The 12,471-nt window shown below is 60.9% G+C and carries 17 protein-coding genes; 7 read left to right on the forward strand and 10 right to left on the reverse strand.

The annotated features are described in order from the left end of the window. Both tssE and LIY45_RS27525 read left to right on the forward strand, forming a co-directional pair. Positions 1-441 (forward strand): type VI secretion system baseplate subunit TssE, encoded by a 441-nt coding sequence (gene tssE / locus LIY45_RS27520; protein WP_226478249.1) that lies wholly within the window; start codon positions 1-3, stop codon positions 439-441. Between the two features lie 23 nt (positions 442-464). After that, positions 465-1,601, forward strand: a complete 1,137-nt coding sequence (locus LIY45_RS27525) for an OmpA family protein (protein ID WP_226478250.1) — start codon at positions 465-467, stop codon at positions 1,599-1,601. Positions 1,602-1,618: 17 nt separating this feature from the next. On the opposite strand, the gene modC is transcribed toward LIY45_RS27525, so the two are convergent. The 5 genes from modC to LIY45_RS27550 all read right to left on the reverse strand — a co-directional run bounded on the left by modC (position 1,619) and on the right by LIY45_RS27550 (position 6,333). Continuing rightward, positions 1,619-2,704: a molybdenum ABC transporter ATP-binding protein gene (gene modC / locus LIY45_RS27530; protein WP_226478251.1), complete on the reverse strand. Its 1,086-nt coding sequence runs from the start codon at positions 2,702-2,704 to the stop codon at positions 1,619-1,621. Beyond that, positions 2,704-3,384, reverse strand: a complete 681-nt coding sequence (gene modB, locus LIY45_RS27535; protein ID WP_076016198.1) for a molybdate ABC transporter permease subunit — start codon at positions 3,382-3,384, stop codon at positions 2,704-2,706. Before modB ends, modC begins: the two co-directional genes overlap by 1 nt. Next, positions 3,385-4,152: a molybdate ABC transporter substrate-binding protein gene (gene modA / locus LIY45_RS27540; protein ID WP_017480368.1), complete on the reverse strand. Its 768-nt coding sequence runs from the start codon at positions 4,150-4,152 to the stop codon at positions 3,385-3,387. A gap of 127 nt (positions 4,153-4,279) precedes the next feature. Beyond that, entirely contained in the window at positions 4,280-5,344 is a 1,065-nt protein-coding gene (locus LIY45_RS27545) for a nitronate monooxygenase (RefSeq protein WP_226478252.1), read from the reverse strand. A 110-nt stretch (positions 5,345-5,454) separates the two neighbouring features. Beyond that, positions 5,455-6,333, reverse strand: a complete 879-nt coding sequence (locus tag LIY45_RS27550) for an alpha/beta hydrolase (protein ID WP_226478253.1) — start codon at positions 6,331-6,333, stop codon at positions 5,455-5,457. Between the two features lie 176 nt (positions 6,334-6,509). Here LIY45_RS27550 and LIY45_RS27555 point away from each other — a divergent pair, with 176 nt between their 5' ends. Then, complete coding sequence (locus LIY45_RS27555; protein ID WP_226478254.1) at positions 6,510-7,094, forward strand: ABATE domain-containing protein; 585 nt, start codon at positions 6,510-6,512, stop codon at positions 7,092-7,094. Between the two features lie 6 nt (positions 7,095-7,100). Here the strand turns inward: LIY45_RS27555 and ada are convergent, their stop codons facing one another. From ada to LIY45_RS27575, 4 genes are all read right to left on the reverse strand, one after another. Next, entirely contained in the window at positions 7,101-8,165 is a 1,065-nt protein-coding gene (ada, locus tag LIY45_RS27560; RefSeq protein ID WP_226478255.1) for a bifunctional DNA-binding transcriptional regulator/O6-methylguanine-DNA methyltransferase Ada, read from the reverse strand. 76 nt (positions 8,166-8,241) lie between these two features. After that, positions 8,242-8,922, reverse strand: coding sequence for a DNA oxidative demethylase AlkB (alkB, locus tag LIY45_RS27565; protein WP_226478256.1), 681 nt, complete (start codon positions 8,920-8,922; stop codon positions 8,242-8,244). A 98-nt stretch (positions 8,923-9,020) separates the two neighbouring features. Beyond that, entirely contained in the window at positions 9,021-9,185 is a 165-nt protein-coding gene (locus LIY45_RS27570) for a hypothetical protein (protein ID WP_226478273.1), read from the reverse strand. Between the two features lie 11 nt (positions 9,186-9,196). After that, positions 9,197-9,499 carry a DUF1883 domain-containing protein gene (locus tag LIY45_RS27575; protein ID WP_010171402.1) on the reverse strand — a complete coding sequence of 101 codons (303 nt, stop codon included), beginning with the start codon at positions 9,497-9,499 and terminating at the stop codon, positions 9,197-9,199. 211 nt (positions 9,500-9,710) lie between these two features. Here LIY45_RS27575 and LIY45_RS27580 point away from each other — a divergent pair, with 211 nt between their 5' ends. From LIY45_RS27580 to LIY45_RS27595, 4 genes are all read left to right on the forward strand, one after another. Then, positions 9,711-10,061 (forward strand): hypothetical protein, encoded by a 351-nt coding sequence (locus LIY45_RS27580; protein ID WP_017480375.1) that lies wholly within the window; start codon positions 9,711-9,713, stop codon positions 10,059-10,061. Between the two features lie 195 nt (positions 10,062-10,256). Continuing rightward, entirely contained in the window at positions 10,257-10,907 is a 651-nt protein-coding gene (locus LIY45_RS27585) for a c-type cytochrome (RefSeq protein WP_226478257.1), read from the forward strand. Beyond that, positions 10,904-11,815 carry a c-type cytochrome gene (locus tag LIY45_RS27590; protein WP_226478258.1) on the forward strand — a complete coding sequence of 304 codons (912 nt, stop codon included), beginning with the start codon at positions 10,904-10,906 and terminating at the stop codon, positions 11,813-11,815. The genes LIY45_RS27585 and LIY45_RS27590 overlap by 4 nt, the downstream gene beginning before the upstream one ends. A 63-nt stretch (positions 11,816-11,878) precedes the next feature. Next, positions 11,879-12,109, forward strand: a complete 231-nt coding sequence (locus tag LIY45_RS27595) for a hypothetical protein (RefSeq protein ID WP_226478259.1) — start codon at positions 11,879-11,881, stop codon at positions 12,107-12,109. On the opposite strand, the gene LIY45_RS27600 is transcribed toward LIY45_RS27595, so the two are convergent. Continuing rightward, the gene (locus LIY45_RS27600; protein WP_003212581.1) at positions 12,110-12,394 is read right to left on the reverse strand and encodes a hypothetical protein; all 285 of its coding nucleotides are present in this window, start codon (positions 12,392-12,394) and stop codon (positions 12,110-12,112) included. Between the last annotated feature and the right edge of the window lie 77 nt (positions 12,395-12,471).

Genomic DNA, 12,471 nt, shown 5'->3' on the forward strand with positions numbered 1-12,471 from the left:
GTGAGCGAACTGAACCCTTCGCTTTACGAAATGCTTTTGCAGAATTTCGACGGCGAACTGGACCTGTACCGCGTCCGGGAAGAGGACCAACACACGTTATCGGTGCTGGATAACCTGCGGCGCATTCTCAACAGCCGGGCGGGATCCCTCAGCCACCTGCCGGATTATGGCCTGCCGGACATGGCGCAGACCCTGCAAGGGCTGCCTGGCTCGGCACATGGGTTGATGGGCACGCTGGTCAACACGTTGCTCAAGTACGAACCGCGCCTGGAAGCCGTTTACATCAAACTGCTGCCCCAGACCCAGCCAGGTCATCTGGAATATGCCCTCGATGTCCAACTGAAAAACGGCGAGCGCGCGACCTTCGGCACAACCCTGGCACCCGAGGGCAACGTATTGGTTCGTCATTTAAGGCAGCAGGACTACCTGGCAAAGCCGTAAGCCTGCAACGGAAGGGAAGCTGGATGACAGCGTTATTTGAAATGCGTATTCGAGTGGGGGGTGACCCGCGAGGTTTTGGTGAATTCACCGCCCTGCGTGATGAGTTGGCCAAGCTGAGCCATCCGGCGTGCCCGGAGGTTGACTGGGCCAGGGTTGAGCAGTTGTGCCTGACGTTGTTTCAGAACAACGGTGCGGAGCTACAAACCGCCGCCTCTTATGCGTTGGCGCGCAGCCAACGCTACGGCCTGGAGGGCATGGCCCAAGGAGTGACGCTGATCGAGGCGTTATGCCGCGAATGGACTACGGTGTGGCCGCCTAAGGCTCCGGTGCGTTTGGGTATTCTTGCCTGGCTGTTTGGCCAATGGCAGCCGTTGCTGCGCAGCCTGGAAGTGACCTGTCAGACACTGCCGGTGCTTAAACGCCTGGGCCGCGAACTGGATCAACTGGCGGCGCAATTGGAACGCCAGGGGCAAGCGCCTCTGGTCAGCTTGCAGGCCCTGAGTCATCAGGTTGGTAGCTTGATGCAACGCTTGGAGCGAACCCAACATGCAGGTGGAACGGGCCCGATACTGATGAGGGCTCCGGAACCGGCTTTTGTGATGCCGGTGGTGATTCTGCCCGCCCATCCAATGCCGGAGTTGCCACCCGCGACCTCCCGAAAGCGTCGTATCGCTTTGTGGCTGTTTGCATTGATCACCTTAGTGGCGCTGGCTGGTGGGTACCGCTGGTGGATTGATCAGCGTGTCCAGCCGCAACCGGCGGTGCCCGACACGGTGCACCTGGATAGCCTGTCGCTGTTCGATGCCGGCAGCACCGAACTCAAGCCCGGCTCGACCAAGGTGCTGATCAATGCATTGGTCAACATCAAGGCCCAGCCGGGCTGGTTGATCGTGATTGTCGGGCATACCGACACAACCGGTGACGCCGAACAGAACCTCCAACTCTCCTACGCCCGTGCCTCGGCGGTACGCGACTGGATGCAGCGTATGGGCGATCTTGCGGATAATTGCTTTGCTGTCCAGGGGGCGGCAGGCAAGCAGCCGATCGCCAGCAATGACACCGCATCCGGACGAGCAGCCAACCGGCGGGTGGATATACGTCTGATGCCGCAGGTGGAGGCGTGTTCAGCGCCTGATACTGGGCTGACCAAGCCGCTGTGAACGACGCACAGTGCAACTCAGGCCAGTACCGCCACGGCCTTGATCTGCGCCCACAACGTCTGGCCGGGATGCAGTTGCAACTGGTCCCGTGAGTAGCGGGTGATGCGCGCCAGCAGCGGCGTGCCGGCCGCATCCAGGCTCACCAGCACATGGGCTGCGTTGTCCGCAGGAATCTCTTGGGTCACCGTCACCGGCAGGCGATTGAGGATGCTGCTGTGTTCCTCGGCCTGCAGGCTGAGGCTGACGTCCCGCGCCTGGATCTTGAAGCGCAACGGTTTGCCCAGCGCCAGCGGTGCGTGGGCCACGCGCATCTGCAATTGGCTCGCGGGCAGTTGCAGGGTCAGCAACTGGTAATGCTCATCGTAGGCGCAGACCGTACCGTTGATCACCACGCCGGCGTCGTCGCCCAAGGCCATGGGCAGGTCGAGCCGCGCCAGGGTTTCGCCGATGGGGCCGCTGGCCAGGGCCTTGCCGTCGCTGAGCAACACGATATGATCGGCCAGGCGGGCCACTTCGTCCTGGGCATGGCTGACGTACAGCACGGGGATCTCCAGCTCGTCGTGCAAACGTTCAAGGTACGGCAGGATTTCGCTTTTGCGTTTGCTGTCCAGCGCCGCCAACGGTTCGTCCATCAGCAACAGGCTCGGGCTGGTGAGCAGGGCGCGGGCGATGCCGACGCGCTGGCGTTCACCGCCGGAAAGGTGCTGCGGATGACGGCCCAGCAGGTGGCCGATGCCCAGCAACTCAGTCGCGTGTGCCAAGTCGACTCGCCGCTGCTGGCGCGGGATGCGCTTGAGGCCGAATTCCAGGTTGGCCAGCACCGACAAATGCGGGAACAGGCTGGCTTCTTGAAACACGTAGCCCAGGGCGCGTTTATGGGGTGGCACGAACAACCCTTTGCGGCTGTCTTGCCAGACTTCGTCGTTGATCTGCACGAAGCCCTCTTCAGCCCGTTCCAGCCCGGCGATGCAGCGCAGGCAGGTGGTCTTGCCGGAGCCGGAATGACCATACAGCGCCGTCACCCCGCGACCGGGCAGTTGCAGGTCGACGTCCAGGGCAAACCCGGAATACTTCAGTTGCAGGCGCACCTTGATCATCGACATCAGCTCCAGCCCGCTTTGGTTTTGCGGCTGGAGTAGAGCGCCAACAACACCAGGAATGAAAACACCACCATGGACCCGGCCAGCCAGTGGGCCTGGGCATATTCCATGGCTTCGACGTGGTCGTAGATCTGCACCGAGACCACCCGGGTCTTGTCTGGAATATTGCCGCCGATCATCAGCACTACGCCGAACTCACCGACGGTGTGGGCAAAGCCGAGAATCGACGCGGTGATAAACCCCGGACGCGCCAGGGGCAGGATCACCGTGAAAAATGTATCCCAGGGATTGGCCCGCAAGGTGGCGGCCACCTCCAGCGGGCGGGTGCCGATGGCAGAGAAGGCGTTTTGCAACGGCTGCACCACAAACGGCATGGAATAGATCACCGAGCCAATCACCAGCCCGGCGAAGCTGAAGGTCAAGGTGCCCAGGCCCAGCCATTGGGTGAACTGGCCGAAATAGCCGTTGGGCCCCATGGTCAGCAGCAGGTAGAAGCCGATCACCGTGGGCGGCAACACCAACGGCAAGGCCACCACCGCGCCGATGGGGCCGCGCCACCACGAACGGGTGCGCGACAGCCACAGGGCGATTGGAGTGCCGATGATCAGCAGGATCACCGTGGTCAGTGACGCCAGCTTCACGGTCAACCAGATCGCGGAAAAATCGGCACTCGACAGCGGCATTTACAGCTCGTACCCGTAGGACTTGATCACGGCGGCGGCTTTCGGACCTTTCAGGTATTCAACCAGGGCCTTGGCAGCGGCGCTGTCCTTGCCCTTGTTGAGGATTACCGCATCCTGCTTGATCGGGTCGTGCATCGACGACGGCACGATCCAGGCGGAACCGCTGGTGACCTTGCCGTCCTTGTAGATCTGCGACAGCGCTACAAAACCCAGCTCGGCATTGCCGGTGGACACGAACTGATAGGCCTGGGTGATGTTCTGGCCTTCGACGATCTTGTCCTTGACCTTCTCGGTCAGGCCTTCCTTCGCCAGTACCTGGGTGGCGGCCAGGCCGTAAGGCGCGGCTTTCGGGTTGGCGATGGACAGGTGCTGGAATTGGTTTTTCTTCAGCACTTCGCCCTTGGCATCCACGTAGCCTTCCTTGGCCGACCACAGCGCCAGGGTGCCTACTGCGTAGGTAAAGCGCGAGCCTTTGACGGTGTCGCCTTCGGCTTCGAGTTTCTGCGGGGTGGTGTCGTCGGCGCTGAGGAACACTTCAAACGGCGCGCCGTTCTTGATCTGGGTGTAGAACTGGCCGGTGGCACCGTAGGCGGCGACCAGCTTGTGGCCGGTGTCTTTTTCAAAGTCGGCGGCAATTGCCTGGATCGGGGCGGTAAAGTTGGCGGCCACCGCCACCTGGACTTCATCGGCATTCGCCGAGGAAAAGGCAAACGCGGCGATCAGGGTGGCGAGGGCCGTGGGTGCCAGGCGTGAGGCGCGAATCATCATCAAGAAGCTCCTTGGGGGTTACCGACTTTGCGGCTTGTTATAGGCAGAGGTGGCTATCGCTATGTATGAGAATATATAGCGGTTGGCCACTGCCGGTACAGTGCAAAGTTGTCCCGGGAGTTCAGGTTCAGCGTCGGCCGATTTTTTCCAGGGTTTGCGCGGCCAGCTCCAGCGTCAGGTCATAAGTGGAGATGTCCTTGCCGAGGCGCAACGCCTGGCCCGACCACAAGTTACTGAAGCCGGCTTCATCCTTGGCTTTCAATGGCATCAATGCACCGCCAGACAACGGGAACGCAGGTGCTGTGGGGTTGATCGCGCCCAACTCACGCATTACCCGGTTGATGATGCCCCGCGCCGGGCGCCCGGTGAACAGGTTGGTCAGCGCGGTTTCACTGGCCTGGGCGTTGCGCAACGCGTGGTGGTGTGACTTCGAGACGGTGGCCTCGGGGGTAAACAGGTACGCCGTGCCGATCTGCACCGCCGACGCGCCCAGGGCAAAGGCCGCGACGATGCCCCGCGCATCGCCGATACCGCCGGCCGCGATTACCGGCACGCTGACGGCGTCGACGATCTGTGGCACCAACGCCAGGGTGCCGATCTGGCTATTCAGGTCGTCGCTGAGGAACATCCCGCGATGGCCACCGGCTTCGTAGCCCATGGCGATGATTGCGTCGCAGCCATGCTGTTCCAGCCAGAGGGCTTCTTCCACCGTAGTGGCCGACGACAGTATTTTCGCCCCGGTAGCCTTGACCCGGTCCAGCAGGGATTTTTCCGGCAGGCCGAAGTGAAAACTCACGACTTCCGGGCGGAACTCTTCCACCACTTTGCAGGCAGCGTCGTTGAACGGTGCACGGTTGGAGACGGGCGTCGGGGCGTCAAAGTCGGCGCCCAGTTCGCGGTAGTAGGTTTCCAGCAGGTTCTTCCACTGAAGGTCGCGATCAGCGTCCGGCGCCGGCGGCTGATGGCAGAAGAAATTCACGTTCAGCGGCCGTGAACTGGCCTGGCGAATCGTGGTGAGTGCTTCGCGCAGTTGCTCGATGCTGAGCGTTGCTGCCGGCATCGAACCGAGGGCGCCGGCCTGGTTGGCGGCAATCACCATGGCGGTGCTCGTGGCATTCGCCATGGGCGCCTGGATGATCGGCAACTCAATGCCCAGCAGGTCAAGAATTCGGGTGTCTGGCCAGGTGCTCATGGGACGCTTCTCCAACGGTGGAATGCTGTTCCATCGTTTTAGCAGGGCCATGCAGCACCCGGCCAGTCTGTATTATTCACTGGACGAATCCGGGGTTTCGTGGGCAGCTATCAGTTGATAGCTGCGCCCAGCACCGCATGAATCCGCTGGGCGATATGCGCCGCGTGGGTTTCCAGGGCGAAGTGGCCGGTGTCGAGCAATTCCACCACGGCGTTGGCGTTATCGCCTTGATAGGCACGGGCACCCGGCGGGATGAAGAAGGGATCGTTCTGGCCCCAGATCACCAGCGTCGGCACTTGCGTGGCCTTGAAAAATGCCTGGAACGCCGGGTACAGCGTCAGGTTGTTGCGATAGTCGAGAAACAGGTCCAACTGAATTTCGTCGTTGCCGGGACGCTGCATCAGGAGCACATCGAGCATGTAGGACTCAGGCGCAACCAGCTCCGGTTGCGGGACGCCATGCAGGTATTGATAGCGCGTACCTTCCAGGCTGATGACGGCGTTGCGAATCACCTCACGATTGGCTGGGCTGGGCTCGGCCCAATAGGCCCGGATCGGGTCCCAGGCGTCACCCAGACCTTGCAGGTAGGCATTGCCGTTCTGCGATATCAGCGCACTGACCCGTTCCGGGTGTGCTACCGCCAGGCGCAGGCCTACCGGCGCGCCATAGTCGAACACGTAAAGGGCGTAACGGCTGAGCTGCAGGGCGTCGACGAAATGGCCGACGGTCATCGCCAGGTTGTCGAAGCTGTAGTGGTAATTGCGTTCGGCTGGGACTTCGGTGAAGCCGAAACCCGGCAGGTCGGGGGCGATGACCCGGTAGCGGGTGGCGAGCAGCGGGATCAGGTCACGGTACATATGGGACGAGCTGGGAAAACCGTGCAGCAGTAATAGCACGGGCGCAGACGGGTCGCCGGCTTCGCGGTAGAACACGCGCACGCCATCGGCATCAACATGCTGGTAGCGCACAACGGGGGCTGAAATCGACATGATCGGAATCCTCTGTGTAACTGGATAAATTGATTTGGTGGGTTACTGGTTTTACAGGCTGCGCTCGGAAAAGTAACCTGTCAAATTATTTTAATGGGTTACTTGTCGACGTGTTTGGTAACTATCCAAAAGCCTTGTCAGCGGTTACGATGACGCGGACTTGAAGAGGATTCGCCATGATCGCCATCACACCATCCCCGCTGGAACCTTACGTTCTGGCTGACCATCCGGTGTTGGACATGCTCAACACCCGGGCGAATGTCGACGGTGTGCCCGTTGAATTCTGGCAAGGCGACGCCGATGTCGAACGCTGGCTGGTGCGACTGGGCTGGTGCGAAGAGGGCGCGGTGCCGGTATTCGAGGAGGGCGCTTTACTGGGCGCGGCGCGGGGGTTGCGGGAAGTGATCCGGCTGTTGCTGGAGCAACGCAAGGCCGGCCAGCAGGGTGATCCTGCTGCGTTGAATGCATTTTTGCGCAAGGCCGTCAGCCATCCGCAGCTGGCTTGGCCGGCGCCGGGCGAGTTGCGCCTGGAGCGCCAGCGCAAACAGCAAACCGCTGAGCAGTTCCTGGCGCCGATCGCCGAAGCCGCGGCGACGTTGCTGGTGGAAGGGGATTTCGGCCTGATCCGCACCTGCGAACACCCCGAGTGCGTGCTGTGGTTCTACGACCGGACCAAGGGCCACAAGCGCCGCTGGTGCAGCATGGCGCTGTGTGGCAACCGGCACAAGGTGGCCGAGTTTCGCAAGCGCAAACGCTTGTAGCGGTCGTCAGGCACCGGCCGGGCTTTCGCGCTCCAGCAACTGCCGCTTGCGCTCAACGCCCCAGCGGTAGCCCGATAGATTACCGTCGGCGCGCACCACCCGATGGCAGGGAATCGCCACGGCCAGGCTGTTGGCACCGCACGCCTGGGCCACGGCGCGATAGGCGGTCGGGGCGCCGATACGCTGGGCAATCTCTGCATAGCTGGCGGTGCACCCCACCGGGATTTCCCGCAAGGCCTGCCAGACCCGTTCCTGAAACGCGGTGCCGCGCAGATCCAGGGGCAAGTCCAGGCCCAGGGCCGGCGCCTCGATAAAGCCCACCACTTGGGCGATCAGTTGTTCGAAGTCGTGATCGGCGCCCAACAGATTGGCGCGGGGAAACTGGTCCTGCAGGTCGCGCACCAGTTTGTCCGGATCATCCCCCAGCAGGATCGCGCACACACCGCGATTGCTCTGCGCCACCAGAATTGCGCCCAACGAGCATTGGCCGACGGCAAACCGAATATCCGTGTTGGTGCCGCCGGCTTTGTAGTCGCCAGGCTTCATGCCGAGCAACTGGTCGGCGGCCTCATAAAAACGGCTGTTGGAGTTGAAGCCGGCGTCGTACAGCGCGTCGGTCACCGAGTGCTGGTCCTTGAGCCCGTCGCGGACCTTGCGCGAGCGATGGGCACTGGCGTAGCGCTTGGGTGTGAGGCCGGTCAACGCCTTGAACACCCGATGGAAATGAAACGGGCTCAAGCCGGCGAGGGTGGCCAGGTCTTCAAGGGCCGGCAGGATTTCGGCCTGTTCGATGTGCCGGCAGGCGGCTGCCACCAGTTGCGCATGGCGTGCGGCCACCTGGGTCTGGTCGCCCGACGAACGTTTGTTGGGGCGGTAGCCCGCGGCTTCGGCCTGTTGCGGGGTGTCGAAGAACTCGACGTTCTCCGGGCGCGGCCGCCGTGCGGAACTGCTGGGGCGGCAGTACACACCGGTGGTTTTCACGCCATAGACGAAGGTCAAGTCGGCCTTGGCGTCGCGGGCGACGATGGCGGCCCAGCGTGGGTCTTGTTCGGTGGCGTGGCGCGCGGTCATGGTGGTGGCTCCTGGTTGAAGAATGCCAGGTTAGTCCCCGGGGGCATTCCCATCACTCCGATGCTTGCGGTCAAATTCATCCGGCCGTGCGAAACGTCAGGTTGATGCGCTGCGGCCCCATGACCGGATGAGTGCCGGGCTTGATCGGCATCACGCCGTGAAAGCGCAAGCGATCCACACCGCCCCATACCACGACATCGCCATGGAACAGCGAGACTTTTTGCGCCTTGTCGCTCCGCTCATGGCCGCCGAACAGAAAGATCGCCGGCAAACCCAGTGACACGGAGACCACTGGAGCGGCATAGCAGCGCTCGTTCTTGTCCTGATGCAGGGACATTTTCGCGCCTGGCACATAGCGGTTGATCAGGCAGGCATCCGGCTCGAAATCATCGAAGCCCGCGTCGGCCGCCGCCATCACGCCCAGTTCGCGCAATGTGGCCGGCAGGGCTGGCCAGGGTCTTTGGTTATTGGGGTCGATCGGGGAATAGCGATAACCTGTGGAATCGGTTGTCCATCCCAGCTCACCGCAACTGCTCAAGGCGGCCGACATGGTAAAGCCCCCCGGCGTGACCATTTGCCGGAACGGCGATTGAGCCAATACGCGCCGCAGTTCCGGCAGCAAACCCTCGACCCAGCGCAGGGCGTAGCCCCTGAGGACGTAGGATTGTTCGCCGATTTGCTCGCGTCCCGGGGGCTGCTGCAAGGCCTCGTCGGCGAATAAATCGGCGGTTGCTCCAGGATCGGTCTTACTGCGCATCGTGAAAAAACACTCCCAAGGTGTGCCGCGTACAGCGGATAAGGGCTGCCAGTCCAGGAAGTCGCCAGCGTTACGACACGCCGATGCTTGCGCTCGAATTACAGGGCCTTGCTCACAGTGATATCGGTGATTTCATCGCTGGCATCGTGCATTTTCGCCAGCGCGACCTTGGCTTCCTCGATACTGCCTGCTTGCAGTTGGGCAAATTCGAAGCGGCGTTCACCGTTGAGTTTGTACTTGATCACATATTTGGTAGTTGTCACGGGCATTCCTGTCAGCTGAGTTTCGAATGGGTGCGGCGCACGATGCGGATCTTGTGGGACAAGGTCGGCTTTTTGGTCACGCTGATGGCGCGGCGGGTCACCACGTCCAGGGTAATGTTCCAGAAGCCGGTGCTCGGCGCGGTGATTTTTGCCGGGAATTTGTCGAACGCGCCGCCGTGGTAAGTGTGGCGGCCACCGTTCTTGAAGCTGCGAAAGTTCGCGTCGCTCATCAGGCGGATATTGCACGTTTGCGAACATTCAATGACGACAATGTCTCCTTCATTGAGGTGTTCGCGCTGGTGGATGAATTTCATGAGGTGTCTCCAGAAGGGCTTTTTCTGAAAAATCAGAACGATACGTAGGATAAGATGGAGTTTATCAGCCCCAGCACGTTTATTATCGGACCGTCGTCGACGAGTTCGACAATTTAAAACAGTTATTTACCGAGTTATCAGGGATAAATCCTACATTGACGGGAGAAAAATACCTTTCCCGCTGTCGTAGGGTCTTTATCGGAGGTTTTTTATGAAGTGGAGTGTGTTGGTTCTGGCCTTGGCGTTGGGTGGATGTGCTTCGGTGGCGGATATCAAGCAGACCCCACCGACGCTGGCAGTGATCTCCGGGAAAAAGCCACAGGAATACGCGGCGTGTATCGTCCAGAAGCTGTCGAAAACCCGTAGGCCATCGCAGATCGAGCCCCACAAGGATGGCGTTCAGGTGATCGTTCCGCAGAAGTTTTCTGCTGATCCGTCTGCCATTTTCGAAATTGAAGAGCGCTCCAGCGGTAGCAGCATCAAACTCTACGAGAGCATGTCCAATGTGCCTATTCGTCCGGGTGACGTGAAGGCGGCAGGGGAGGCTTGCATTTCCGGCTGAGTCTATAGCCGCCCACTTTCGAATCCGACCAAGAAACCCGACCTGCCAGTGCAGTGTCGGGTTTTTTGTGTGGGATTTTCAGTACGTAGCCGTTTTCCTTCAGTGCTGGGTGTTGTGGCTATCGAATCATTACCCTACCATTTGTAGGCTTATGCCTAATTCGCCTAAGCATATAACTATAAAAATGGAGTCGTGATGATGTCTCTGGAACGAGTTCTGTTGGGTAGCGCGCTGCTGCTGATGTTGGGCAATGCCCACGCGCTAGAGGGGAAAAACGTATTTACGCAGGGTGGTTCGCAGCCAGGAGCTGCGCCGTGCGTGGCCTGTCACGGGGCTGATGGCCTGGGGCTGGCAGCGGCCGGTTTTCCGCGTTTAGCGGGGCTGCCGGCGGGGTATTTGCGCAAGCAACTGGAGGATTTTAAAAGCGGCGCCCGTAACAGCTCGGTGATGCAGCCGCTGGCCAACGCCCTGACGCAAGAGGAAATCAACGCCGTGACCCGGGAGCTGGCGGCAATGCCTGCGCCGGTGGCCGTTTCGGTGTACCGCAGCGAGATGCCAACCGAAGCTGCGCAAAAGATTGCTCTGCAAGGCGCGTGGGAGCGTCAGATTCCGGCGTGTGTCAGTTGTCATGGGCCGGCCGGCGTGGGTGTTGGCGACGCATTTCCGCCCCTGGCCGGGCAATCCGCGGCCTACCTGGCGGCGCAGTTGAATGCCTGGCGCAGTGGCACGCGCCATAACGATCCGAACGATTTGATGGGCCATATCGCTAAATCCCTCAGCGCTGAAGAAGTGCAGGCCGTGGCCACCTATTTTGCGTCGTTGAGCGGCCAGGAGGCCCGGCCATGAAGCTTTTATTATTGGCAACCCTCGCCAGTGTGCCTGTCCATGCCGCCACCATCGCCATGGAAGACCAGTCACAGTTGCAGCCAGTCGCCCGTTCGACGGCTGCCGCGCAGTTCCAGCCGCCCCAAGAGAGCGAGCTGCCAGACAACGCCTACGGCAAGCTGGTCAAACAGGGATACGCGCTGTTTGTCGACACCAAGCGCCTGGCGCCGCAATTTGTCGGCAATGGCCTCAATTGCAGCAATTGCCACCTGGACCAGGGCCGCCTGGCCAATTCCGCGCCGTTGTGGGGTGCCTACCCGATGTACCCGGCGTATCGAAAAAAGAACGACAAGGTCAACACCTTCGCCGAGCGCTTGCAGGGTTGTTTCCAGTTCAGCATGAATGGCGGCACGCCACCGGCCGCAGACAGCCCGGAAATTACTGCGCTGTCGGTGTATGCCTATTGGCTGTCGAGCAAGGCGCCGTTGGGCGTCGAGTTGCCGGGGCGTGGTTATCCGGACGTGCCGACACCCGCCAAGGGTTACGACCTGGCCCAGGGCGCGGCGGTCTATAAGGGCCAATGCGCGGTGTGCCATGGCGCCGAAGGCCAGGGCCAGAAAGTCGGTGACAGCTACGTAATGCCGCCGCTCTGGGGTAAAGATTCCTACAACTGGGGCGCCGGGATGCACCGGATCAACACCGCCGCGTCCTTCATCAAGCACAACATGCCCCTGGGCAAGGGCGGCAGCCTGACCGATCAGCAAGCCTGGGACGTCGCAGCTTACGTCAACCGCCACGAGCGCCCCCAGGACCCGCGCCTGGTGGAGGGTTCCGTGGAGAAAACCCGGCTGAAATTCCACGCCAATGACGGCGTCAATCTATACGGGCAGACGGTCGATGGCGTACTGATCGGCCAAGGCATCCGTTAGACTGTCGGTCACCCACAAAAAATGCCGCTGAATCAGCGGCATTGTCTTTTCGGAAGTTCAGTCATGAAGCGTGAGCAAGTCAGAGAACAGCATACAGGGGGGCATATATCTGCGACCCATGTGATTCAAAACCCCGCGGACACGGGCGAGTGGATCGTGTTCTTCAAGAAGAGCGGCGGCCGCAGCTATTTCCTGGTGGATGACCAGGACGAAGTCGAATCCTTTTCTCGCCTGGACGACTTGATCGAGACCATTCGCGGCCTGGGCATCAAATTCGCCGAAATTCACATGTAATTATTTGCAGACCACGGTCACGCTGCGGGTCTTGTAGTTGCCGACATCCTTGCCCAGGGTCTTGTCGCTTTCTTTCAGGGCCGGTGTGCCTTCGGTGCCGACAATCCGGTAGCCAGTACCCGCGCAGGACGCATCAGCCTTTTCATAACAGCTGGCCCAGGAGTTGGCTTCGCCGGAACAATCGATGGCCAGCCCTTGTTCGCCGTTTTTCAGCACGGTGTCGGAGGTGGTGGTGCAGCCACCGGTAAGCGCCAGTACCGCAATCAGTGCCAGGATCTTGTTCATGTAGGAGTCGTCATTAGGGTGTTGAAGGGAAGCGCTGACACTGTCGTGGGGCGTTTCAGGCGAGATTATAGCGAACC

Origin of the sequence: Pseudomonas sp. MWU16-30323 (assembly GCF_020515595.1) — a bacterium.
GTDB lineage: Bacteria > Pseudomonadota > Gammaproteobacteria > Pseudomonadales > Pseudomonadaceae > Aquipseudomonas > Aquipseudomonas yamanorum.

Coding starts and splice junctions, on each gene's coding strand:
- LIY45_RS27525 (WP_226478250.1), top strand. CDS start 465: ATGACAGCGTTATTTGAAATGCGTATTCGAGTGGGGGGTGACCCGCGA.
- modC (WP_226478251.1), bottom strand. CDS start 2,704: ATGTCGATGATCAAGGTGCGCCTGCAACTGAAGTATTCCGGGTTTGCC.
- modB (WP_076016198.1), bottom strand. CDS start 3,384: ATGCCGCTGTCGAGTGCCGATTTTTCCGCGATCTGGTTGACCGTGAAG.
- modA (WP_017480368.1), bottom strand. CDS start 4,152: ATGATGATTCGCGCCTCACGCCTGGCACCCACGGCCCTCGCCACCCTG.
- LIY45_RS27545 (WP_226478252.1), bottom strand. CDS start 5,344: ATGAGCACCTGGCCAGACACCCGAATTCTTGACCTGCTGGGCATTGAG.
- LIY45_RS27550 (WP_226478253.1), bottom strand. CDS start 6,333: ATGTCGATTTCAGCCCCCGTTGTGCGCTACCAGCATGTTGATGCCGAT.
- LIY45_RS27555 (WP_226478254.1), top strand. CDS start 6,510: ATGATCGCCATCACACCATCCCCGCTGGAACCTTACGTTCTGGCTGAC.
- ada (WP_226478255.1), bottom strand. CDS start 8,165: ATGACCGCGCGCCACGCCACCGAACAAGACCCACGCTGGGCCGCCATC.
- alkB (WP_226478256.1), bottom strand. CDS start 8,922: ATGCGCAGTAAGACCGATCCTGGAGCAACCGCCGATTTATTCGCCGAC.
- LIY45_RS27575 (WP_010171402.1), bottom strand. CDS start 9,499: ATGAAATTCATCCACCAGCGCGAACACCTCAATGAAGGAGACATTGTC.
- LIY45_RS27580 (WP_017480375.1), top strand. CDS start 9,711: ATGAAGTGGAGTGTGTTGGTTCTGGCCTTGGCGTTGGGTGGATGTGCT.
- LIY45_RS27585 (WP_226478257.1), top strand. CDS start 10,257: ATGATGTCTCTGGAACGAGTTCTGTTGGGTAGCGCGCTGCTGCTGATG.
- LIY45_RS27590 (WP_226478258.1), top strand. CDS start 10,904: ATGAAGCTTTTATTATTGGCAACCCTCGCCAGTGTGCCTGTCCATGCC.
- LIY45_RS27595 (WP_226478259.1), top strand. CDS start 11,879: ATGAAGCGTGAGCAAGTCAGAGAACAGCATACAGGGGGGCATATATCT.
- LIY45_RS27600 (WP_003212581.1), bottom strand. CDS start 12,394: ATGAACAAGATCCTGGCACTGATTGCGGTACTGGCGCTTACCGGTGGC.